At 56.2% G+C, this 22,624-nt stretch carries 21 protein-coding genes and 1 tRNA gene; 11 read left to right on the forward strand and 11 right to left on the reverse strand.

Features of this window, described 5'->3' with window-relative positions:
• Nucleotides 1-4 precede the first annotated feature (4 nt).
• From betI to betB, 4 genes are all read left to right on the forward strand, one after another.
• Entirely contained in the window at nt 5-598 is a 594-nt protein-coding gene (gene betI / locus FHW17_RS11165; RefSeq protein WP_182509855.1) for a transcriptional regulator BetI, read from the forward strand.
• On the forward strand, nt 595-2,118 hold the full coding sequence (betC, locus tag FHW17_RS11170; RefSeq protein ID WP_182509856.1) for a choline-sulfatase: 1,524 nt from the start codon (nt 595-597) through the stop codon (nt 2,116-2,118). Before betI ends, betC begins: the two co-directional genes overlap by 4 nt.
• Nucleotides 2,119-2,127: 9 nt before the next feature.
• Nucleotides 2,128-3,777 carry a choline dehydrogenase gene (gene betA, locus FHW17_RS11175; RefSeq protein ID WP_182509857.1) on the forward strand — a complete coding sequence of 550 codons (1,650 nt, stop codon included), beginning with the start codon at nt 2,128-2,130 and terminating at the stop codon, nt 3,775-3,777.
• Between the two features lie 172 nt (nt 3,778-3,949).
• Nucleotides 3,950-5,413 (forward strand): betaine-aldehyde dehydrogenase, encoded by a 1,464-nt coding sequence (gene betB / locus FHW17_RS11180; RefSeq protein WP_112527840.1) that lies wholly within the window; start codon nt 3,950-3,952, stop codon nt 5,411-5,413.
• Between the two features lie 34 nt (nt 5,414-5,447).
• Here the strand turns inward: betB and FHW17_RS11185 are convergent, their stop codons facing one another.
• Nucleotides 5,448-6,641: a serine hydrolase domain-containing protein gene (locus tag FHW17_RS11185; RefSeq protein ID WP_182509858.1), complete on the reverse strand. Its 1,194-nt coding sequence runs from the start codon at nt 6,639-6,641 to the stop codon at nt 5,448-5,450.
• 85 nt (nt 6,642-6,726) lie between these two features.
• Here FHW17_RS11185 and FHW17_RS11190 point away from each other — a divergent pair, with 85 nt between their 5' ends.
• The gene (locus FHW17_RS11190) at nt 6,727-7,368 is read left to right on the forward strand and encodes a TetR/AcrR family transcriptional regulator (protein ID WP_182509859.1); all 642 of its coding nucleotides are present in this window, start codon (nt 6,727-6,729) and stop codon (nt 7,366-7,368) included.
• On the opposite strand, the gene FHW17_RS11195 is transcribed toward FHW17_RS11190, so the two are convergent.
• Complete coding sequence (locus tag FHW17_RS11195) at nt 7,365-9,611, reverse strand: AGE family epimerase/isomerase (RefSeq protein WP_182509860.1); 2,247 nt, start codon at nt 9,609-9,611, stop codon at nt 7,365-7,367. The genes FHW17_RS11190 and FHW17_RS11195 overlap by 4 nt on opposite strands.
• 246 nt (nt 9,612-9,857) lie before the next feature.
• Between FHW17_RS11195 and FHW17_RS11200 the strand changes: the two genes are divergently transcribed.
• From FHW17_RS11200 to FHW17_RS11210, 3 genes are all read left to right on the forward strand, one after another.
• Nucleotides 9,858-9,934 (forward strand) — tRNA-Pro (locus FHW17_RS11200).
• A gap of 423 nt (nt 9,935-10,357) precedes the next feature.
• Entirely contained in the window at nt 10,358-10,822 is a 465-nt protein-coding gene (locus FHW17_RS11205; protein WP_182509861.1) for a mobile mystery protein A, read from the forward strand.
• Nucleotides 10,822-11,406 (forward strand): mobile mystery protein B, encoded by a 585-nt coding sequence (locus FHW17_RS11210; RefSeq protein ID WP_182509862.1) that lies wholly within the window; start codon nt 10,822-10,824, stop codon nt 11,404-11,406. Before FHW17_RS11205 ends, FHW17_RS11210 begins: the two co-directional genes overlap by 1 nt.
• A 30-nt stretch (nt 11,407-11,436) precedes the next feature.
• Here FHW17_RS11210 and FHW17_RS11215 read toward each other — a convergent pair whose 3' ends face one another.
• The gene (locus FHW17_RS11215; protein ID WP_227987057.1) at nt 11,437-11,703 is read right to left on the reverse strand and encodes a hypothetical protein; all 267 of its coding nucleotides are present in this window, start codon (nt 11,701-11,703) and stop codon (nt 11,437-11,439) included.
• 208 nt (nt 11,704-11,911) lie between these two features.
• Nucleotides 11,912-12,376 carry a PaaI family thioesterase gene (locus FHW17_RS11220; protein ID WP_246706795.1) on the reverse strand — a complete coding sequence of 155 codons (465 nt, stop codon included), beginning with the start codon at nt 12,374-12,376 and terminating at the stop codon, nt 11,912-11,914.
• 126 nt (nt 12,377-12,502) lie between these two features.
• Between FHW17_RS11220 and FHW17_RS11225 the strand changes: the two genes are divergently transcribed.
• From FHW17_RS11225 to FHW17_RS11235, 3 genes are all read left to right on the forward strand, one after another.
• Nucleotides 12,503-13,096, forward strand: coding sequence for a TetR/AcrR family transcriptional regulator (locus FHW17_RS11225; protein WP_112527689.1), 594 nt, complete (start codon nt 12,503-12,505; stop codon nt 13,094-13,096).
• A gap of 122 nt (nt 13,097-13,218) precedes the next feature.
• Complete coding sequence (locus FHW17_RS11230; protein ID WP_112527687.1) at nt 13,219-13,863, forward strand: FMN-binding negative transcriptional regulator; 645 nt, start codon at nt 13,219-13,221, stop codon at nt 13,861-13,863.
• A 27-nt stretch (nt 13,864-13,890) separates the two neighbouring features.
• Nucleotides 13,891-14,520 carry a hypothetical protein gene (locus FHW17_RS11235; RefSeq protein ID WP_182509864.1) on the forward strand — a complete coding sequence of 210 codons (630 nt, stop codon included), beginning with the start codon at nt 13,891-13,893 and terminating at the stop codon, nt 14,518-14,520.
• Nucleotides 14,521-14,643: 123 nt separating this feature from the next.
• Here FHW17_RS11235 and FHW17_RS11240 read toward each other — a convergent pair whose 3' ends face one another.
• The 7 genes from FHW17_RS11240 to FHW17_RS11270 form a co-directional block, all read right to left on the reverse strand.
• On the reverse strand, nt 14,644-15,804 hold the full coding sequence (locus FHW17_RS11240) for a M20 aminoacylase family protein (RefSeq protein ID WP_182509865.1): 1,161 nt from the start codon (nt 15,802-15,804) through the stop codon (nt 14,644-14,646).
• A 67-nt stretch (nt 15,805-15,871) separates the two neighbouring features.
• Complete coding sequence (locus tag FHW17_RS11245) at nt 15,872-17,227, reverse strand: MFS transporter (RefSeq protein WP_182509866.1); 1,356 nt, start codon at nt 17,225-17,227, stop codon at nt 15,872-15,874.
• 320 nt (nt 17,228-17,547) lie between these two features.
• Nucleotides 17,548-18,651 (reverse strand): diguanylate cyclase, encoded by a 1,104-nt coding sequence (locus FHW17_RS11250; protein ID WP_182509867.1) that lies wholly within the window; start codon nt 18,649-18,651, stop codon nt 17,548-17,550.
• A gap of 454 nt (nt 18,652-19,105) precedes the next feature.
• Entirely contained in the window at nt 19,106-19,888 is a 783-nt protein-coding gene (locus FHW17_RS11255; protein ID WP_182509868.1) for an ATP-binding cassette domain-containing protein, read from the reverse strand.
• Nucleotides 19,885-20,691 (reverse strand): ABC transporter ATP-binding protein, encoded by an 807-nt coding sequence (locus FHW17_RS11260; protein ID WP_112527675.1) that lies wholly within the window; start codon nt 20,689-20,691, stop codon nt 19,885-19,887. Before FHW17_RS11260 ends, FHW17_RS11255 begins: the two co-directional genes overlap by 4 nt.
• The gene (locus tag FHW17_RS11265; protein WP_112527673.1) at nt 20,688-21,506 is read right to left on the reverse strand and encodes an ABC transporter permease; all 819 of its coding nucleotides are present in this window, start codon (nt 21,504-21,506) and stop codon (nt 20,688-20,690) included. The genes FHW17_RS11260 and FHW17_RS11265 overlap by 4 nt, the downstream gene beginning before the upstream one ends.
• Nucleotides 21,503-22,483 carry an ABC transporter permease gene (locus tag FHW17_RS11270; RefSeq protein ID WP_112527671.1) on the reverse strand — a complete coding sequence of 327 codons (981 nt, stop codon included), beginning with the start codon at nt 22,481-22,483 and terminating at the stop codon, nt 21,503-21,505. The genes FHW17_RS11265 and FHW17_RS11270 overlap by 4 nt, the downstream gene beginning before the upstream one ends.
• Nucleotides 22,484-22,624: the final 141 nt, after the last annotated feature.

A 22,624-nucleotide genomic window follows, 5' to 3' on the forward strand; every position in this document is an offset into this window, starting at 1 on the left:
CCACATGCCCAAAGTCGGAATGGAACCACTGCGCAAGCGGGAGTTGATTGATGCGGCTATCCGCACGATTGGCCAGCGCGGCTCGCTTGATGTGACAGTTGCGGAGATCGCCCATGAAGCGGGTGTTTCGCCGGCGTTGGCGCATCATTATTTTGGCGGCAAGGAACAGCTGATCCTCGCCACCATGCGGCATCTCCTCAAAGAACTCGGACAGGATTTGCTCACGGCGCTGGTTACGGCGCACACACCAGCCCAGCGCATTGCGGCGATCATTGCGGTGAACTTTTCCGCCTCGCAATTTGCGCCGCAGACTGTTGCCGCATGGCTGGCCTTTTACGTTCACGCCCAGCAATCGGATGAAACCCGCCGTCTGCTGCGCGTCTATGCGCGGCGGATGCATTCGAACCTTGCCCATGCGCTCAAAGCGATGACCGATCGCGCCACCGCATTGCAGATTGCCGAGGGCACCGGCGCGATGATTGACGGGCTCTATATCCGCCATGCGCTGCGCAATGGCGCGCCTGAGGCAGCCTCGGCAATTGCGCTTGTGGAAGATTATGTAACGACGAAACTTGCCGCTGCCGGAGCCACCCAATGACAAGGCCGAATATTCTTATCCTGATGGTCGATCAGCTGAACGGGACATTGTTCCCGGATGGTCCTGCTGATTTCATCCATGCTCCGCATCTGCGTGCCCTTGCCGACCGTTCAGCCCGCTTTGCCAATACCTATACGGCCTCGCCGCTTTGTGCCCCTGCCCGCGCGTCGTTCATGTCCGGGCAGCTGCCATCGCGCACCCGCGTCTATGATAATGCGGCCGAATTTGCCTCTGACATTCCAACCTATGCGCACCATCTGCGCCGGACGGGCTATTATACCGGTCTATCCGGCAAGATGCATTTTGTCGGTCCGGACCAGTTGCACGGCTTTGAGGAACGGCTGACCACCGACATCTACCCCGCCGATTTCGGCTGGACCCCTGATTATCGCAAGCCGGGTGAGCGGATCGACTGGTGGTATCACAATCTCGGCTCTGTCACTGGTGCGGGCGTGGCCGAAACCAGCAACCAGATGGAATATGATGACGAGGTGGCGTTTCATGCCACGCAAAAACTTTATCAGTTGTCGCGCACGTCAGACGATGCGGCGCGGCGCCCGTGGTGCCTGACCGTCTCCTTCACCCATCCGCACGATCCCTATGTGGCCCGGCGCAAATATTGGGACCTCTATGAGAATTCCCCGGCGCTGGAACCGGCTGTTGCTCCCATTGCCTATGAGGCACAGGACCCGCATTCGCAGCGGTTGATGCAAGCCTGTGACTATACCAAGTTCGACATCACAGCTGATAATGTGCGCAAGGCGCGTCGGGGCTACCTCGCCAATATTTCCTATGTGGATGACAAGGTGGGCGAGATACTGGACGTGCTGCGGGCAACACGGATGCTCGACAACACCATCATCGTGTTCACATCTGACCATGGTGATATGCTCGGCGAGCGTGGCCTGTGGTTCAAGATGAACTTCTTTGAAGGCTCCGCGCGCGTACCGCTGATGATCGCGGGTCATGGCATCAAGCCGCAACGGATCAGCCAGCCGGTCTCAACGCTCGACATCAACCCGACACTGGCGGCGCTGGCTGGCATCGATATCGCCGCCGTCAAACCTTGGACCGATGGCGAGGATTTGAGCAGTGTTATCGCGGGCGGCAAACGGCAGGGCCCGGTGCTGATGGAATATGCGGCTGAAGGTTCCAACGCCCCGCTCGTCTGCATTCGCGATGGCCAATACAAGTTCGTGCATTGCGAGATCGATCCGCCGCAACTGTTTGATCTTGAATCAGATCCGCAGGAGTTGTCCAACCTTGCCGGTGATCCTGCCCATGCGAAACTGCTTGCCCAGTTTCAGACGGCGGCCAGAGCGCGCTGGGACATGGCGGCTTATGATGCGGCAGTGCGTGAAAGTCAGGCGCGGCGCTGGGTTGTCTATGAGGCACTGCGCAATGGCTCCTATTATCCGTGGGATTACCAGCCGCTGCAAAAGGCCTCCGAGCGCTACATGCGCAATCACATGGATCTGAATGTTCTGGAAGAAAACGCGCGCTTTCCGCGCGGCGAATAGGTGAGAGCTATGGAAGCAGATTTCGTCATCATCGGTTCCGGTTCAGCCGGATCGGCCATGGCCTACCGCCTGTCGGAGGATGGCAAACATTCGGTCATCGTCATCGAGTTTGGCGGCACGGATATCGGGCCGTTCATCCAGATGCCAGCGGCTTTATCCTTCCCGATGAACATGAGCACCTATGATTGGGGGTTTTCCTCCGAGCCGGAGCCGCATTTGGGCGGGCGCACGCTGGTAACGCCGCGCGGCAAGGTCATCGGTGGCTCCTCCTCCATCAACGGCATGGTCTATGTGCGTGGTCACGCGCATGACTTTGATCATTGGGCCGAGAGCGGCGCCACGGGCTGGTCCTATGCGGATGTGCTGCCCTATTTCAAGCGCATGGAACATTCCCATGGCGGCGAAGCCGGATGGCGCGGCACGGATGGCCCAATGCATGTGCAGCGCGGGCGGCGGGACAATCCCCTTTTCCATGCCTTTGTCGATGCGGGTAGAGAGGCCGGTTTCGAAGTTACCGAGGACTATAATGGGGCCAAGCAGGAAGGCTTCGGCGCCATGGAGCAGACCATCCACAATGGCCGCCGCTGGTCCACCGCCAATGCCTATATGCGCCCGGCGCTCAAACGCAGAAATGTTAACCTCGTCAATGGCTTTGCGCAGCGTGTGGTCATCGAGAATCAACGGGCAACCGGCGTTGAAATCACCCGGCGCGGCAAGACCGAGATCATCCGCGCCCGCCGTGAAGTAATCATTGCGGCCTCGTCGATCAACTCGCCAAAGCTGTTGATGTTATCAGGGATTGGCCCGGCCAAGCACCTGAAGGAACATGGCATTGCCGTGGTCGCGGATCGCGCCGGTGTCGGCCAGAACCTGCAGGACCATATGGAAGTTTATATCCAGCAGGAAAGCCTCAAACCCATCACGCTCAACTCAAAGCTCGGGCTGTTTTCCAAGGCGCGGATCGGGGCGCAGTGGCTGTTCTTCAAAACGGGTGACGGCGCGACAAACCATTTTGAATCCGCCGCCTTTGTGCGCTCCAAGCCCGGTGTTGATTACCCTGATATTCAGTACCATTTTCTCCCCGCCGCCATTCGTTACGATGGCAAGGCGGCTGCGAAGGGGCACGGCTTTCAGGCCCATGTGGGGCCGATGCGGTCCAAATCGCGCGGCAGCGTTACGCTGCGTTCATCCGATCCGTTCGAGAAGCCGAAAATTCTTTTCAACTATATGTCGCATCCCGATGACTGGACCGACTTCCGTCATGCGGTGCGCCTGACCCGCGAGATTTTCGGACAGGCGGCCCTGACGCCCTATCGTGGCCGGGAGATTTCTCCGGGTGCGCATGTGCAGTCGGATGAGGCGATTGACGATTTTCTGCGGGAACATGCGGAAAGCGCCTTCCACCCCTGCGGCACCTGCAAGATGGGTGCGGCTGATGATCCGATGGCGGTTGTCGATCCGCAATGCCGGGTGATTGGTGTCGAGGGTCTGCGGGTGGCCGATTCCTCCATCTTCCCGCGTGTGACCAATGGCAATCTGAATGGCCCCTCCATCATGATCGGCGAAAAAGCATCCGATCATATTCTTGGCCGCAATCCCCTGCCGCGGTCCAATCAGGAACCATGGATCAACCCGCGCTGGGAAGTGAGTGACCGGTGAAAGAGTATAGATGGCGCCGCCTTACCCTCCCCCAACGTGGGGAGAGTAAGGCGGCGCCTAGTACGCTTGCCTTCCGGTTCCCAAAAGGGAGATGTCTGGCGTCAACACTTGCGATAATTACCACCAGGATTGGTGAAATAAGCTATCGATGAATAAACCCAAGGAGAACACCATGCGCGCGCAGCCCAAGGCATCGCATTTTATCAATGGCCGCTTTGTTGAGGACAAGGCGGGCAAGCCGCTGGATGTCATCTATCCCGCAACCGGCGAGATCATTGCAAAACTGTTTGGTGCAACGCCTGCGCTGATCGAGCAGGCTGTGCAAGCCGCTGCAGCCGCGCAGCCCGCATGGGCAGCGCTGAAGCCGGTGGAGCGCGGGCGTATCCTGCGCCGTGCCGCTGATCTGTTGCGCGAACGCAATGCTGAAATCGCCGAACTTGAGACGCTCGACACGGGCAAGGCCATTCAGGAAACGCTGGTAGCCGATCCCGCTTCGGCCGCCGATGCGCTGGAGTTTTACGGCGGCATCATTGCCGGATTCAATGGCGAGATGATCGAGCTTGGCGGCTCCTATGCCTATACCCGGCGCGAAGCCCTTGGTGTCTGCGTTGGTATCGGTGCGTGGAACTATCCCATTCAGGGTGCGGGCTGGAAATCAGCTCCAGCGCTTGCCGCAGGCAATGCCATGATCTTCAAGCCTTCGGAAAACACCCCGCTTTCGGCGCTGGCGCTCGCCGAGATTTACAAGGAAGCTGGCCTCCCCGATGGCCTCTTCAACGTGTTGCAGGGTTTTGGCGATGTCGGCTCGCAGCTTGTTGATCACCCGCTGGTGGCAAAGGTGTCACTGACCGGCTCGGTGCCAACGGGCAGAAAAGTGCTGGCGCAGGCCGGTTCGCACATGAAGCATGCAACGATGGAACTCGGCGGCAAATCCCCACTGATCATTTTCGATGATGCGGATGTGGAAAATGCCGTGGGCGGCGCGCTGCTTGGCAATTTCTATTCGACGGGACAGGTCTGCTCGAACGGCACCCGCGTTTTTGTGCAGAAGGGTATCAAGGAAAAATTCCTCGACCGGCTGGTGAGCCGCACCAAGGCGATCCGTCTCGGCGATCCGCTCGATCCGGAAATCCATCTCGGACCGCTGATCAATACAGCCCAGCGCGACAAGGTGGTTGCCTATATTGAAAAGGGTAAGGCCGAGGGTGCCACGCTGGCCTTTGGCGGCGGCGTTCCCAAAATGCAGGGCTTTGAGGCGGGCTGCTATGTGGAGCCGACGATTTTCACCGGTGTGACCGACGCAATGACCATCGCGCAGGAAGAAATCTTTGGCCCTGTCATGGCGGTTCTTGATTTCAACGAGGAGGACGAAGTGGTTGCCCGCGCCAATGACACGGAATTCGGTCTGTCAGCCGGTGTGTTCACCAAGGACCTCTCCCGCGCCCACCGTGTCATCAGCCAGTTGAAGGCCGGAACCTGCTGGATCAACACCTATAATCTGGCACCCGTGGAAATGCCGTTTGGCGGCTTCAAACAATCGGGCGTTGGGCGTGAAAACGGTCTGGCGGCACTTTATCACTACAGCCAGATCAAATCCGTCTATGTGGAGACGGGCAAGGTCGAAAGCCCCTACTGAAAAACGAAAGGCGGGGCATGCCCCGCCTTTTCAATCAGTTGCCGTAAATGGCGTCGCGCACCCCATCGGGGAATGCGCCAATCATGCCCGCATAAGCCGTATTGGTCAGCGCGACGACGGTCAGCTTGCGCACGGGATCGACAAACCATGACTGGCCATAGACCCCACCCCACCTCCATGTTCCTGCCGATTGCGGTGAGCCTGCAGCTGCCGGGTCTTTCACGATAGAAAACCCAAGGCTGAAACCCGTGCCGGGAGGTGCGACATCCAGAACAAGATCGCCAATCTGGCTGCTTTCCAGAAGTTTCAGACTGTCGGCCTTGAGCAGAGGCGAGCCACCATTCCTCAGCGCTTCAAGGAAGCGGATATAATCATCGGCGGTTCCGGCCATGCCCGCCCCGCCTGACGCATAGGAAGCTGGATCAAATATCCGGTCCGTTGCAAAACTCACGTCGCCATCGATGAACGGCACACTATGGGCTTTGCCCATGCGCACAGGTGGTTCGCCATCGCCATAGGCCACGGCCAGTCTTGCCATGTCGGTAACGGTAAATCCGGTGTCATCCATGCCGAGCTTGCCGGTGACATTTTCCTTCACCAGTTCCGGCAGGGATTTGCCCGTTGCCTTGGCCAGAACTGCGCCCAGCACATCAAGGCCCACCGAATAACCCCATGCGGTGCCGGGTTCATGGGACAGGGGCACACTGGCAATACGCCGGAGATTTTCCTCGATGGAAAGACCCGGCTGATCAAGACCATCGGAAACACCAGCTTTCAGATAGGGGCCGTCGGCGGGCTGGAGAAAGCCATAGGTCAGACCAGATGTATGGCTCATCAGCTGGCGGATCGTGATGACTGCTTCCCGACCATCGGCTGTCTTTGGGCGGAAATCCGGAAGATAAGTCGTAACAGGATCATCCAGTTTCAGCTTGCCCTCTTCCACCAATCGCAGCGCGGTGACGGCGACAATCGGCTTGGTCAGCGAAGCAACGCGGAAAATCGTATCTTCCTTGATCAGGGTCTTTGCCTCGCGATCAGCAAAACCGGCAGCGCGGCGATAGACGATATTGCCATCCTCGGCCACCAGAATGACCGTGCCTACAATGGTCTGGTCGGCAATGGCCTCATCAATCACCTTGTCGAGGCGGCCTTTGAAACTGGCCTCAACGGCCAGTGTCGGTGTGATCGGAGAAAGTGTTGTCAGGGAGGCGGCAACTGGTATGTTCATAGGCCTGTTCCTTTTTCATAGTGGTCACTATATAAAAGAACTAACACGCGCTTCCTTTCTGTCAACTAATTTATTAGTGGTCACTATGAAAATAATTGAAGACTCCGCCAATTCGCCTGAAGAGCCCGCCCGCAGGCGTGGGCGTCCGCGCAGCTTTGACCGTGAAACGGCCCGCGACAAGGCGATGATGCTGTTCTGGCAGCGCGGCTATGAGGGCACGTCGATCAATGATCTGACGGAGGCCATGGGCATTACACCGCCCAGCCTCTACACGGCGTTCGGATCAAAGGAAGAGCTTTATATGGAGGTGCTGTCGCTCTACAAGATCGGCCCCGGTGCCTACTTCACCGAAGCACTCGCCGAGGAAAAGACGGCAAAAGGCACCATATCGCGCCTGCTCCATGGTGCCGCCTCCAGTTTTACCTTTGGTCCCGGCGGCTGCATGATCTCGACAGCCGCACTTTCCTGCGCGCCTGATGTCAAGGGTGTTGCGGATAAGGTGGCGGCCATGCGCAGCGGCACGCTTGGCGTTCTCACCGCCCTTGTGCAACGGGCGATAACGGATGGTGAGGTGCCCACCTCAACCAATGCTCAACATCTGGCGCGGTTTTACGGCGCCATCATTCAGGGCATGTCGGTGCAGGCGCATGATGGCGCGACGGTCGATGAGCTAACGGCGATTGCGGAAACGGCGATGAGCGCCTGGCCTGAAAAAGCTTCAGACTAAGCCTTGCCGATATAATCCACATACTGCGTCAGGGCACAGACCAGATGATAGAAGATCGAAGCGGGCACATCTTCCGCCCGCGCCCGGCCCTTTTCATCAATCAGGTCAATCCACAGGCCTTTGGGTGCCTGTTCGATATGCCAGCGGAACAGCCGCCCTACCCGCGCTTCCACCTCAGGCTTCAAATCCGGCCCACCATTGCCATCAAGCGCGATAGCCGCTTTGACAGCCTCGGTCTGCGGCCAGCTGCGTGAATTGGTATCGAGCGGCAGACCATGGCGGGAAACCGCACCATAGGCCAGTTCCGTGGTCCGGTTCAGACCATTGGCGATGGCCGAAGCATAGAGTTTGCGCGCATAGCGGATGACATCTTTCTGGCCTGACGCGGCGGCGAAATTGGAAAGCAGATAGGCCCATTCGAAATGATGCCCCGGCTCCGTCCATTCGCCCTTCTCGCCCGGTGCGCGCTCCCAGTCATCGGTGAAAAATTCGCCGAGCGTCCACGTTTCCGCATCGAAAAAGTGATGCCGGAACAGATCGACGATACGCGCTGCACGTTGGAGATAATCCCTGTTGCCGGTGACATCGTACCAGGCGAGAAATGATTCCAGCAGATGCATATGCGGGTTGGAACGGCGAAGGCCGGTATCCCCCGGCATTTCAAGGAAGCCGCGCAGCTTTGAATCGGCAAGATATTCGTCAATAAAGGCAAAGGTTTCCGTGGCAAGCCCCAGCGCCTGCGGATGACCGGCGCGATGCGCATGGGCCAGCGCCAGAAGCACAAAGGACTGGTCATAGGCATCCTCAGCCCCGTCGAGAACCGTGCCGTCAGGATTGAAGGTTTTTACCCAGCCGCCGCGCTTCGTCCGGCCATTGGCGGTGATGAAGCGAATGCCATGATCGATCAAATCATTGGCCGGACCATCCCATCCCATTTCGTGGGCGACGGCAAAAGCATAAATCTGCCGCGCTGTAGTCCTCATGCGTTTTGTCCGGGTGATCGGCGTGGCATCGAAGGTCAGCGCCTCGTGAAAGCCGCCATAGCGCGTATCAACACCCACCGTGGACCAGAGCGGCAGTGTTTCTTCAAACAGCCAGTGGCGCACGCGCTTTTCATAGGCGCCCACCTGCGGCAGGCGGTCCTGCGCCGGGGTAAATTTTGTTTCCAACCGACCTGTCTTTTCCAGCTGCTCGACGATCTTGCGGACATTCTGGCTTTCGGTGACGGGTGCAACGAATGTTGCATCTGAAGTCGACACCACAGCCAGATCACGCAGGCCAATGGCAGAAAGCAGCCGGCCATTGCTGCGCAGATAGCTATTCTCGCAGTCGATAGCGACCACATCGCCGACAATCACATTGCCGCTGCCATCGGTCGAGCTGACTTCCAGAAGCGATTGCCACGAGCCCAGATCATTCCAGCGAAAGCGCGCAGGAACCAGCGCAATATCCTTGGCATGTTCCATGATGGCATAGTCGACTGAGATGGACGGCACTTCCGCATAAAGATCATGCGGCAGATATGTCCCCGATATGTTGCTTGTCGCTTCATCAAGCGCCGCAACGGCACCATCCCAGATTTTCGGCGCATGCGCCCGGAATGCATCGCGCATGGCGCTGGCACGGAAAAGAAAAATGCCGGAATTCCAGAGAAAGTTCTTTGATTCCAAATATTGAATCGCGGTTTTCTCATCGGGCTTTTCAACGAACCGGATCACGTCGCGCGTATTGTCATTCCCGGGGCCGACCTCGATATAACCGTAACCGGTTTCCGGCCTATCAGGCTGGATGCCAAAGACGACGATTCGTCCCGCCATGGCAGCGTCGGTGCCCGCCTCTACCGTATTCCAGAAGTCGCGATCGGTCGTGATTTCATGATCGGACGGAACAACAAGAACGAGATCATCGCCATGCTCGCGCAGCGTAATCTCGGTTGCGAGCACCACCGCAGCGGCCGTGTTACGGCCCATGGGTTCGAGAATCGCACGGCCACCGGCCAGATCAACGCCGGATAGATCCTGGCTGATTCTATCCGCATGACGCTCGGAGGCCAGCAGATAGACAGGAACCGAGGTTTCGCCGCCCCGCGCACTCATGCGCTTGACGGTGCGCAAAAGCATGGAGCCCTGACCGGAAAGATTATGAAACTGTTTTGGAAAGTCTTCGCGCGATAAAGGCCAAAGCCTTGAACCGACACCACCACTCATGACAAAGCTGATAATACGCTTCATTCCCGACGTCATTGCATGCAACCTCATTGTTTCAGTCGATATCTCGTCCGATATACAATTCGCGATCTTTCGGCAGACTTTGCGATACCTCGCATCACCTGTGTTTTATCGATACAAGACTTTCATTGACGATCACAAGACCGGTTCCGCCATTTCCAGAACATGGTTTATGTTTGCACCGCTATAATTCAAAAAGTGCTGACGAAACGACTTGCAGGCGCAAAAACGCGGCGGTATATAGCCCGGCATCGCTGGTCACGGAGTGTAGCGCAGCCTGGTAGCGCACGTCGTTCGGGACGACGGGGTCGGAGGTTCGAATCCTCTCACTCCGACCAGTGTTTAAATCACAAAAAATTATTGTACTGAAAATTTGTGTCCTTTTCCGTGTCCTTACCACTTCCGTAATGAAGAGGGTGGCGGATGTGTCTATAAAACATTTGAGTTCATCGAAATAGCTTAATAATCGAAATTCAGTTTGGCCAGAAACTACCGCCGAACGACGTTGAAATTCTCATTCAGTTCCTGCCCTACCCTATATTCAGAAGGATATGAAATCGGCGAGGAAAACCTCGCCTGTCTCAGACTCGAATAGTGTTGTTTTTAAATGCCTTTCCATTAAAATGGATATCTTTTAATATCCTTTTTATCACTTAATGCATATCTATTGATATTCTTTTTATCGCAGTTGAATATCAATTCATTGCCTTTTTATCTTATTTGGGATATTTATTGATATTCAAATACGCAGGACACAAACCATGAGTGTAAAAGACACCGTGGCGCGCCAATATAAAAAATTGGCCGATCATGGCCTACAGCAGGTTAGCGGGCTTCTTGTGCCGCCTGAGGGGTGGATCGCGACATTGCGCAAGGCTCTGGCTATGAGCGGTCCGCAACTGGCAAAAAGAGCAGGCATAACAAAAGCTGCTATTTATCAGGCTGAACGCAATGAACGCGAGGGAGCAATTACCCTCAATCAGATGCAGAAAATGGCAGAGGCGCTTGGCGGACGATTCGTGTATGCTGTTGTGCTTCATGAAAGGGTTGAAGATGTTCTCAAGGCTCAAGCTTTGGAGAATGCCGAAGGTATTGTCAGACGTGCAAGTTCTCACATGGCTTTGGAGCAGCAATCTTTATCTCCGGAACAGACACAAATTGAGATTGATAGGCTCGCCGACAGCATGATCCGGCATATGCCTCCCAACTTTTGGGAAAAAACTTAGTGTTCGAGGCAGCAAAAGGCGCCACGCCCCTCGAACCTGATGAAATTCATGGACTTAAATTCAGTCACATCACGACACGCGGTGAGCTTGATGAATTGGAACAAGCCAATATTGAGCAAGGTCTCATGTGGCTTGCGCGGCGACGTGGCGGCGACATTCTGACCGATAGCTTTATCCGGACCTTGCATGTTCGTTTATTCGGCGACGTCTGGAACTGGGCAGGTAGCTACCGGCGAAGTGAAAAAAACATTGGTATCGATCCGTTCCACATTTCCATGCAAGTTCGCATGCATTTGGACAATGCCCGCCATTGGGCAGAAAATGCCGTCTACACACCCTTGGAGGCAGCGGCTCGATTTCATCACCGTTTGGTTCAGATTCATCCATTCCCAAACGGCAACGGTCGACATACACGCATTGCTGCCGATGTATTTCTGGCTGATTATTACGACCATTCGCCAATCCAATGGGCAAATGGATTTGACCTGCAAGCCGATAACGAGCGGCGAACAACCTATCTAAAAGCCTTGCGAAATGCGGATGCAGGAGATTTCGAAGCACTCCTGATCTTTGTGGGGGCATGATGTTGCGACGGCCTTCGATCTTCGGCCTCGCTAATGCAGTGTCTCTCCGCCCTCTGGATCGATGAGGCTTGCAAGGCCTTCGTCTTCGACGGCCCGTAAGAACTCATCAAATGCGGCCTGATCCGTCTCGAAAGGATCATCCCAGATGATCGAGTCCTTGTCTTCCGTCACCACCTCCAGCGTCCATTCGCTCTGCTCTGCAAGGCGATAAATCTCGACGCTCACGGTGATTCCGTCGCGGGTAAACTCTTTCGACAAACGCGACACGACCAGTTCGGGTTCTTCATCATCCATCATGTGCCCCTTGGGACCTCAAGTTGTTTTTTCAATCATCTTACGACGGAGCGGGAAATAGCAAGCCAGAAAATGGAAATCCTTTCCATTCCGGGCTGCATCTTTCTTAGCGGCGCAAATATCCGCATAATTTGTGACAATTGAAACTCGCGGCGGAGAAGAGCCAGTCTATTATGATCGGCCCGGGAAAAGGCGGCGGGCAGCGAAGCCGTTAACTCACCTTTTTCAGCGCATCCATGACGAGACAGGTTTCCGAACCGTGGGCGACAAGCCTGCCGCTGCTGTCAAAAATCTTGCCTTCAGCGCTCGCTGTCCGGCTGCCGGAATGCAGCATAATGCCTTCGCAGCGCAGATTACCCGTCGTTTCAAGCACGGAACGGACGAATGTCGTTTTCATTTCCAGTGTCGTATAGGTCTGGCCCGCCTTCAGCGTTGACTGCACCGCACAGCCCATGACCGTATCAATGAGCAGGGAAATCCATCCGCCATGGACGAAACCCATGGGATTATAGAACCGCTTTGATGGCCGCGCCTCAAACACAACCTTGCCCGTTTCAACCGAAATTGGCCAAAGATCGGTGGTTTCAGCAAATGGCGGTGCGGGATAGGTGCCATCCAGCAATCCCTGCAGAAGATCGAGCCCGGAAAGCGTGGCGGCAACCTCGGGCGGAACCAAAAGTTGTATTGAGCATCTCGGACATATCTGGCTCCTGCAATGGTTGCTGGCGGGTTGGATAGGCTTCATATTATGACCATCATATGATATGTCAATCGCCATACAACTGGTAGACGAGGTAGGCTGATGCGCTATTCCAAGGACCACAAGGCCGAGACACGCCAGCGCGTTATAGAGGTTGCGTCAAAACGCTTCCGCAAGGATGGGATCGAGGCAACGGGTCTGGCACGGCTGATGGCTGATGCGGAACTGACCCATGGCGGTTTTTACGCGCATTTTTCATCCAAGGATCAATTGGTGCAGGAATCCATCACGGCGGCGGTGGATTCAGCCCGGGATTATCTGGTGCATGCGGTAAGAAGCGCGCGGGCGCGCGGTGCCGACGGGATGGAGGCTATCATACATGCCTATCTGCGCCCTGCACATGTGAAGCACCCGGAGCTTGGCTGCGCCATTCCATCGCTGGTCGCGGAGGTTGGCCGCCTTTCGCCTGCAATACGCGAACGTTTGGTGGAGATCGTCGATGCGCTTGTTGATCTGATCGCGTCAGTATTGCCCAAGCATCTTGAAAAAGAAGCGGCAATCGAGAGAAGCCGTGCGATATTGGCCTCAATGATCGGCACCCTGCAACTGGCAAGACTGGTGACAGACGAGGAAGCATCCGCGACTATTCTGGCTTCGGGCCGGCAAGCCGCTCTTGCACTGGCGCGGCAAGCCTGATCCCGATGATCGACTAGCAAGCTATTCGCCTTGCGAAGACATATTGTTTCATTATCATTCCGAACAAACGCGCGGGCATGGCCAGAGGCCAATGCCCAATGAGAGATATGACTGGAGCTACCATGTATAGGCCACCTGCATTTCGCGAAGATCGTCTCGACGTCATGCACGATCTGATCCGCAAGCACCCGCTGGCTATGCTGGTGACAGGCGGCGAGCACGGGTTGATGGCCAACCTCATTCCGTTTGAAATCGACCCGGATGGCTCGCCAAACGGCACGCTTCGGGCCCATCTTGCCAAAGCCAATGAGCAGGTTGCGGCGCTGCAGGCGGGGGCGGAAGCCATGATCATCTTTCAGGGACCGAACACCTATGTGACGCCCTCGTGGTATGCGACGAAGCGCGAACACGGCAAGGTTGTCCCTACCTGGAATTACGTGGTTGTGCAGGCTTGGGGAACGCCGCACGTCGAAGATGGCGCGGAGTGGCTACGCCGCCAGATCGGCAGCCTGACGCGCACGCAGGAAGCAGGCCGCGCGCAGCCATGGGCGGTCGAGGACGCGCCTGAGAATTTCATCGCCGGGCAGATCAAGGGCATTATCGGCATTGAAATCCCGATCACGCGCATTGAAGGCAAATGGAAGGTCAGCCAGAACAGAGGCGAAGCTGACCGAACTGGCGTGGCTGAAGGCTTGCGGCAGGAAGGCCCGGAAGCCGAGGCCATGGCGCGGATCGTCGATGAACGGGGGAAGCTCGGCGGCAATTAGGCAAGCTGCCAAACAGGAGGGGATATCATGCGCAGTGCTTTACTGACGGGATTCATGTGCCTTGCGGCGATATCCACGCAATCTGCGTGGGCAGAGAACGGCAAGGGATTTCAACTCACCATTGATGGCAAACAGACCGGTATCAATGTTGGTGAGACAGTGACCGTCACAACCGGAGACGGCAAGGAAGTAAAGGTATCGCTGGAGCGTTCGAAATTTGCAACGGCCTCGGGAGCATTGTTCTCCTTTGATCATCCGGGGGATCTCAATCCCGCGAAAACCGAAATCAGCCGGGGCATCACACAATATTTCCTGACATCCGCCACCGGAACATCGGTTATCGTGCAGGAATATGACCGCTCGGACGCGGATGCCATCGCGTCCCGGATGATCAAGGGATTCACCAATGATGACCGAAAGGCCGGAGCCAAGATCAAAGAAACGCTAACCGAGCGCAAACTTGAATCGGGCAAAACCCTTAAAGGCATGAAGGCGGTGATCGGAAGAAAGTCCACCCATCTGATCAGGGAGGCATTCTCCACCGTCAACGGCAACAAAGGCATCGTCATCCTGACACGCTTCAATGAGGATAACGGCCCCGCGGAAGAACGTGCCGTCATCGACATGTTCTGGAAAAGCCTGAAGATCAATCTGTGATTGCGCCTGGGCCGCAATCGATGCCTGTTCGATGCGGTTGCGGCCAAGGCGCTTGGCCCGGTAAATCGTCATATTTGCTGGTTCGCAAAGACCCCTTACGGCTGGAGATAATGGCGGCTCAATTCAGGCTGAAAGCCGCCGTTCGACAATCCGGGCAAGAAGGCTTGCCCCAACCGGAAGAACGCCTTCATCGAGGACAAAACCGGGATTGTGAACGGGAATATTGCCGCCATGCCCAATCGTCCCGTAAACGCCCGGCCGCAGATGCAGCATCTCGGCGAAATCCTCACTGCCCATCACAGGCTGTTCTTTCAGATAGACATTTTCCGCACCGACAATGTCGCGGGCTGCCTGTGCAAAGCCCTCGACAAGCGCGTTCGTATTGACCAAAACGTCCGTAAGGTTGCGAATATCGACATCGATTGTCACATCAAAACTCGCAGCAAGCCCGGCAGCAATGGTGCGCATGCGCTCATGGATAGTTTTTTGCACCTCTCGATCCAGATACCGAATAGTTCCTGATATCCTCGATTCCTGCGGAATGACATTGTAAGCCGTGCCGGAATGGATTTGCGTTACGGAAAGCACCGCCGCTTTCAACGGCTGTACGTTGCGGCTGACAATGGATTGCAGTGCCTGTACCAATGCAGTGGCGACAATGATGGGGTCCTTACAGGCCTCAGGTTTTGCACCATGTCCTCCACAACCATGAACATACATATCAAAACGATCACTGCCTGCCATTGCCGGTCCCGGTTTAATACCGATTTTGTAGGGTTCATCAGCCGGGGCATTGTGAACAAAATAAATTTCATCGCAGGGAAAGCGTTCGAATAACCCGTCCTTGATCATGGCGCGGGCACCACCCAAACCTTCCTCGGCCGGTTGAAAGATGAAAACAGCCGTACCGGCAAAGCCGTGGTTTTCCGCCAGATAACGCGCAGCGCCGAGCAGCATTGTGGTGTGGCCGTCATGTCCACAGCCATGGAAGCGCCCCGGAATGCTTGAACTGAAGGCAAGGTTGGTCTGTTCGTCCATCGGTAGAGCGTCCATATCGGCCCTCAGGCCGATTGTCCTGCCATTGCCGTTGCTGCCTTTGAGAATGCCGACAACACCAGTTTTGCCAATTTCGGTATGAACCTCGATCCCCCAGCCAGCCAGTTTTGCAGCAACGATCCCGGCAGTTCGCACCTCTTCAAACCCAATTTCGGGATGCTGATGAATATCGCGGCGAATAGCGATAAGTTCGTCTTGGTATGCGTTGATTTTTTCCAGAACAGTCATTTCAATTCCTTTAAGGTATCGTCCTCTTTGAAATGCCAGCGCGCTTTGAGCGCGATGGGCACGACGTTCAAGCACCCGCCGCAACCGGCACGCCTGCGCTCACTTTTTCCGTATGGGAGGCCTTATCCAAGCCGGGCTCATCGGGCACAAAACGCACAAACCAAAGGCTGATCAGGCCGATAAAGCACATTGCAACAATGTACAAAATCCAGGAGAGCTTATCGCCCGTGGCGCTGATAATTGCCGTAAAGACAGCCTGTGCCGTTCCGCCGAACAGCGTAACTCCCAAAGCGTAGGACGTCGCAAAACCAACGGTGCGCACAGCCACCGGAAATGCTTTGGGCGAAACACTAATCCCTGCCCCGGATGCAATCGAATGAACAGCCATCAGAAAACCGAAACCGGCAATCAGAAGGATTGGCGAATTCATTGATAGAATAAAGTGCATGACGGGATAGAGGAGAAGAACGAAGATCATGCGCGCGGTAAAAAGAACATTTTTGACGCCAAAGCGATCACTCAGCACCCCGCCAATGAGGGCAAACACAACTCCCACAGTTCCCACAGTGAAGGTAATTGTCATTGCTGTTGATTGAGGAAGACCAAGGGTGGCAATGGCGAAAGCTGTTCCGAAAAGGAAGAAAGCAGTAGATACCATTCCTCCCGTTGTCACCATCATACACAGCAGAATGGCCCGCCAATGCTGTTTGAACACAGTCGACAGAACCGTCGACATGGTATCAAGTCTTTCCTCTGCATCGAGGGTTTCCTCGAGTTTGTGGCGAATGTAAAAGCCGATCGGTGCAATGAGAATCCCGATCAGAAATGGCACACGCCAAGCCCATTGTTCTGTCGCATCGGCGGGGAGCATCGTCGCCAGAACAATACCGACCGTGCCGGATAGTACAGTACCCATATTTTGACTTGAAATTTGCCAGCTTGCAGCAAAACCGCGGCGGCCGCGAGATGCACTTTCAATCAGAAAGGTTGTCGCCGACCCCAGTTCGCCTCCGGCCGAAAAGCCCTGAATCAGACGGGCGATCACCAGAAGCATCGGTGCCGCATAGCCAATTTGCTGGTAGGTGGGCAGCAGCCCGATCATTCCGCTTCCCAACGCCATCAAAAGGATGGTCATCGTCATCGCCGGTTTGCGGCCATAACGGTCAGCATAGGCCCCCATCAGGATAGCGCCAAGCGGCCGGGCGACAAAGCCAACGCCAAATGTTGCGACCGAAAGCAACAGGCTGGTATTGGGATTTGCCGACGGAAAGAATACGTGGCCAAGAACCACGGCAAAGGCCGCATAGACCCCGAAATCATAGAACTCCATGGCATTGCCAAGCACGGCGGCTATGATAGTTTTTGTTTGATTGTTATGTGGACGCCCGGAATTGGGTTTTTGGGCAGCTAAAGCGTTTGTCATAGTTCCCCTTTATTATTTTGAGTATGTTTTGGCAGATGAAAATTGATTGATTTCGAATGATGCAGGGCCGATAATTTTTCGGTTTTTCTGGATAGTTTTGTCGAATATAACGCGGAAAACCGCAGATATTTCAGTCTGTTAACAAGCGATAAATTTCAGGCTGACTTTACCCGATCAATGTAACCGGCAAACTATATTCGATTATTAGAGGAATATTTCTGAGCCCTCTATAAGCAATTGGTATGAGGGGTATTGCAACGACACGGGCGTGCAATTCTGGCGCGCGGGTGGCGAGATCTTCTCTCGCCCCGTGCCTTATACTAGGCCGCTATCGATGCCAGTTCGATGCGGTTACGGCCAAGGCGTTTGGCCCGGTAAAGCGCGATATCGGCTTCTTCGATAAGCTCTGTCAGAGACTGGTGCCGGGAGGTGAAGGTCGAAACACCGGCGCTGACGGTCACATGTGCTTGCGTGCGCCCGAAATCGAAGAAGGTTTCGTTGACCCGCCGCCGGATTGCTTCGGCCATGGCCATGGCTTCTTCGGCGTCAGCCGTGGGCATCAGGATGGCAATTTCCTCGCCGCCATAGCGGGCCACGAGATCAGATTTGCGCACCAGCGAGCGGATGATGGTGGAGATTTCAACGAGCACCAGATCGCCGTTGGAGTGGCCCCAATGATCGTTGATGCTCTTGAACGAGTCGATATCGATCATGACAAGCGAAAAGACATCGCCACCCGTTGAAGCCGCCTTGCGGAAGGTACGGCGCGCAACCCTGTCGAACAGTCGCCGGTTGGCAAGATTGGTCAAGGGGTCGGTGTAGGCGTCCACCTCCAGTGTTTTCACGCGATCAACCCGCAGGCGTTCGCGATGCAGGAACAGGGAGATGAGAATGATCCCTGTGACACTCAGCGTCAGCATTGGCAGGGCAATACGCTGGAAAATCGGCAGCGCCTGTTCGAATGGCAGGACAAATATGCTCAGCGTGTAGAGCGGAACAGTCAGACCAAGGATAATGAAGTGCTTCCAGGAATAGGTTTTTGGCCGGTACACCTGCGTAAAGATCAGGCTGATCAGACCGATGATCACAATGCCGACAACACCCGCATAAACACCATTACCCCCGATGAGGATGCGGGAAATAATTGTTAAAGTTGTAGAGACCAACACTGCAACCACGCCGCCAAATGGCGCGCTGAGCGCAAGCAGAATGGAACGGGCATCAACAATGATACCATGGTCGACGATAACGGGATCAAGCATGGAGATAACGGCCGAACAGCCGAACAACAGCCCCACCATGAAACTACGCTTCATCGGGGTGTGGAAGCCGCGAATAATCGAGCCATAGGCCATGCTGACCAGCGCTACGAGGCCAAGACGGTGGACGAGATCCGCGACGATGGGGAAATATTCAGTGTACAATTACCAACCTCAATTCCACTCCCTACGACTATAGCTTTGCCGGGCTAATTTCGTACGAAGGACATCCGTAAAAATTGAACTACCTGAGGGTCTAACATAAATATTCTACCTTAGGTTGTATTTTTTAGCGATTCATGAAGCCCATTTTTCAAATATGAATTTCTGTGAGAACTCTATCAGGCTATCGGGAACAGAAATCACAACAAGTTTGGAAACAGGAAAGAGCCGGCAGTGCCGGCTCCTCTCAGACTTATCTATGGCGAGCCGCGGCTCTCCGGAAACTTTGTCGACGGTGCCTGATTGCCACCATTGGCGTGGCACTAAACCCGGACTTGCTGCGCTGCAATATGGATATGGACTGGTGCCACCGTTTCCTCCGCGCTCGCGAACAGGCCGTTCACGAAAGCAGATAATCCCCGTATTTCCTGATGTTTTGTGAACAAGCCGAGATAATTCAGACCCAGCTTTTCAGGCGCGGCACCGCATCGATCAGTGCCCGGGTGGCTTCTGCCCGCGGTGCAGCCAGAACCCGTTCCGTTTCACCACTTTCGACAACCCGCCCCTCGTCCATCACAATCATGCGGTCTGCAATCGCGCGGACCACGGCGAGATCATGGGAAATGAAGAGATAGGCCACGCCAGTCTCTTCCTGCAGGTCGAGCAGCAGATTGAGGATTTGTGCCCGCACCGAAACATCCAGTGCCGAGACCGGCTCATCGAGCACAATCAGATCAGGTCTGGTCATAACAGCCCTGGCAATAGCGACGCGCTGGCGCTGTCCGCCGGAAAGCTCAAGCGGATTGCGTTGCATCAGATCGGGGCTCAGCCCCACCCGTTCGAGGGCGGCGGCGATAACCTCGCTGTAGTTTTCCTTTGGAGCCAGATCATGCAGCCGCAGCGGGTCTTCCAGAATCCGCCTGATATTGGCGCGCGGGTTAAATGCCGCCAGCGGGTCTTGAAACACCATCTGGAAGCGGTGACGCAACAGTCGCAACGCCCCGCCACGCATGGCGGTGATATCATGTCCGCACAGATGAATTGATCCGGCGTCCGGCTCGCTCAACCGCATGACAAGCCGCGCCAGCGTTGTTTTGCCGGAACCTGACGCACCGACCAGCGCCAGCGTTTCGCCGCGCCCCAAGGTAAGATTGATATCTCTGAGACCCGATGCATTGCGGTCGCCAAAGCGTTTGGCGATATCGCGCACATCAAGAACGATGGAATCGGCTTCGCTCATGGCAGGCTCAGACTGTCGGGGTTGATTTCGGCAAGGCGTCGCTGGCGCGGTGAATCCAGCGACAGATGCGCGCCGATCAGCGCTTTCGTATAGGGATGCACGGGCTTGCCCAGAACATCCGCCGCACCGCCGCACTCGACCAGTTGCCCCTTGTAAAGAACGGCGATCTGGTCGGCACGTTCGGACGCCAGCGCGATATCATGGGTGACGAAAAGCAGGGTCAGCCCATCCTCGCGCACCAGCTCATCCAGCAGGTTGACGATGTGGCGCTGCACCACCGTGTCGAGCGCACTTGTCAGTTCATCGGCAATGATCATTGACGGACCCGCCGCCAAGGCCAAGGCAAGCGCGATGCGCTGACGCTGCCCGCCTGAGAATTCATGCGGATAGCTGTTGAGCCGTGAAAGTGCCTTTGGAATATGCACGCGGTCCATAAGATCGGCGGCACGCACCCGCGCGGCAATCCAGCTTGTGTCCTCATGCGCGCGGATAATTTCGGCAATCTGGTCGCCGACCTTGATAACCGGATCAAGGCTGCCGCCGGGGTCCTGAAACACCACGCCGATATCCCTGCCGAGGCGTGGGCGCGTCGAAGCGGCGGGAAAACTGATCGATCCTGTCTGTTGCGCCTGTTCTGGCAACAATCCGGCTATGACCATGGCGAGGGTGGACTTCCCCGAACCGCTTTCACCGATGAGCGCCAGCCGCCCTCCCCGGAGAAGTTCCAGCGAGACATCCGCCAGCGCGACGGTTTTGCCGTAGGAAACGCCGAAATGATCAACGCGCAGGAATGGTTCGCTCATGGCTGAAGCAACCTCTCATTGCGCGATAATCCGCGTCCAATCAGATGAACACTAAGGACTGTCACAACCAGCGCCAGACCCGGCACAATGGAAAGGTAAGGCGCGGTGCGCAGCACAGTGCGCCCTTCGGCAATCATGCTGCCCCATGTCACGCGGTTCGGATCGCCGAAGCCGAGAAATGACAGCGCGGCCTCGATCAGAATGGCCGCAGCCACCGAAATAGCCGCCAGCGAAGCGGCAGGGCCAAAGGCATTGGGCAGGATTTCCCGGAATGCAATTTCGAGCGGACGCATACCAAGCGTGCGGGCCGCAGCGACGAAATCGCGCTCGCGCAGGGAAAGCACTTCCGCACGGGTAACGCGCGCAGCCTGTGTCCAGTTGCCAATACTGATGGCAAAGATCAGCGTCGGAACGCTTGGCCCGGTGACGCTGATTGTTGCCAGCGCCAGCAGAAAACCCGGAACCGTCTGAAATGCCTCGGTTATCCGCATCAGGATCGCGTCAGCAATGCCGCCGAGGAACCCGGCAAGCGTGCCGACAAAACTGCCGATGACAAGCGATGCCGCAGCCGAGAAGAACGCCACGAGCAGCGTCGTGCGGGTGCCGTAGAGGAGTTCGGAGAGAACATCGCGGCCAAGCCGGTCTGTGCCCAGCAGATGCGCATCCGATGTGAGGGGGCGCAGCAAAGGTTCGCCGGTAATAGCAAGCGGATCACCCGGCACGATCCACGGGGCCAGCAGTGCCATAAGCACAAGCACGACAAGCAGCACGAAGCCCGCCCGGCCTTCAAGGTTAAGACGCCGCCAGATCATCATCGCCCCACCCTCACACGCGGATCGAGCTTGCCATAGGCCAGATCAACCAGCAGATTGGCGATGATCACCGTGATCGCACTGCACAGGATGATACCGAGCAGCAACGGCGTATCACGGCGCGAGACGGCTTCCGCAGCCAGACGACCAAAGCCCGGAATGGCAAAAACGCTTTCCACCACGACACTGCCGCCGAGCATCACCGCTGCCTGCCAGCCGAGCATGGTAATAACGGGCAGAACCGCGTTGCGCGCCACATGCCGCCAGACGATACGGCGCCGGCTGAGCCCGCGCGCTTTGAGCCCCGTCACAAAAGGATCGCGCCAGATTTCGCTCATGCGGTCGCGCATCAGCCGCAGGTATAGCGCAAGATATACCATCGCGAGCGAAGCAACCGGAAGGACCAGATGGGTGGCAATATCCGTCATCCGCGCCAATCCGGTTTTCCCCGAAGCAATGGTTTCAATGCCGCCAACCGGCAGCCAGCGCAGATCGACGGCGAAAATGATAATCAACAGCAAACCCAGCCAAAAACCCGGCACCGCGTAAAGGATTAGAGAACCGATGGAGAGGAAGCGGTCACGCAATGAGCCCGGCCTTGCACCAGCGATAATGCCGAGCAGCGAGCCCAGAAAGAAAGCGAGCGCGGTGGCAATGCCCATCAATAGCAGCGTCACCGGCAAGCGTTCGAAAACCACCGAAAGCACGGGACGCTGAAAGGCCGTTGACCAGCCGAAATCCCCATGAGCAAGCGCGGAAATATAGGCGATGAAACGGTTCATCGGCCCTTGGTCGAGCCCCCAATCCTGCCGCAATTGCGCCAGTTGCCCGGCATCAAGACCACCGGAGCCCGCCACATAGGAATCAACAGCATCGCCCGGTGCTGCCTCCAGCAGCAAAAAGCTGCCCACCAGCACCACACCCAGAACCGGAATGGCCCCCAGCAGGCGCTTGACAAAAAAGGAGGCGAGAGGCGGCAAATATGGCTCCGACAGGTCATGCGAATGGAGTGGGACACTAGAGCGATTGGCTGGGGAAAACAAACGGGTTTGTTGTCATCAACGGGAGATTTGCAAAAGCGTGGTTCGTGGTTCGTGGTTCGTGGTTCGTGGTTCGACAAA

It is taken from the genome of Phyllobacterium sp. P30BS-XVII (genome assembly GCF_014138335.1).
Taxonomy (GTDB): Bacteria; Pseudomonadota; Alphaproteobacteria; order Rhizobiales; family Rhizobiaceae; genus Phyllobacterium; species Phyllobacterium meliloti.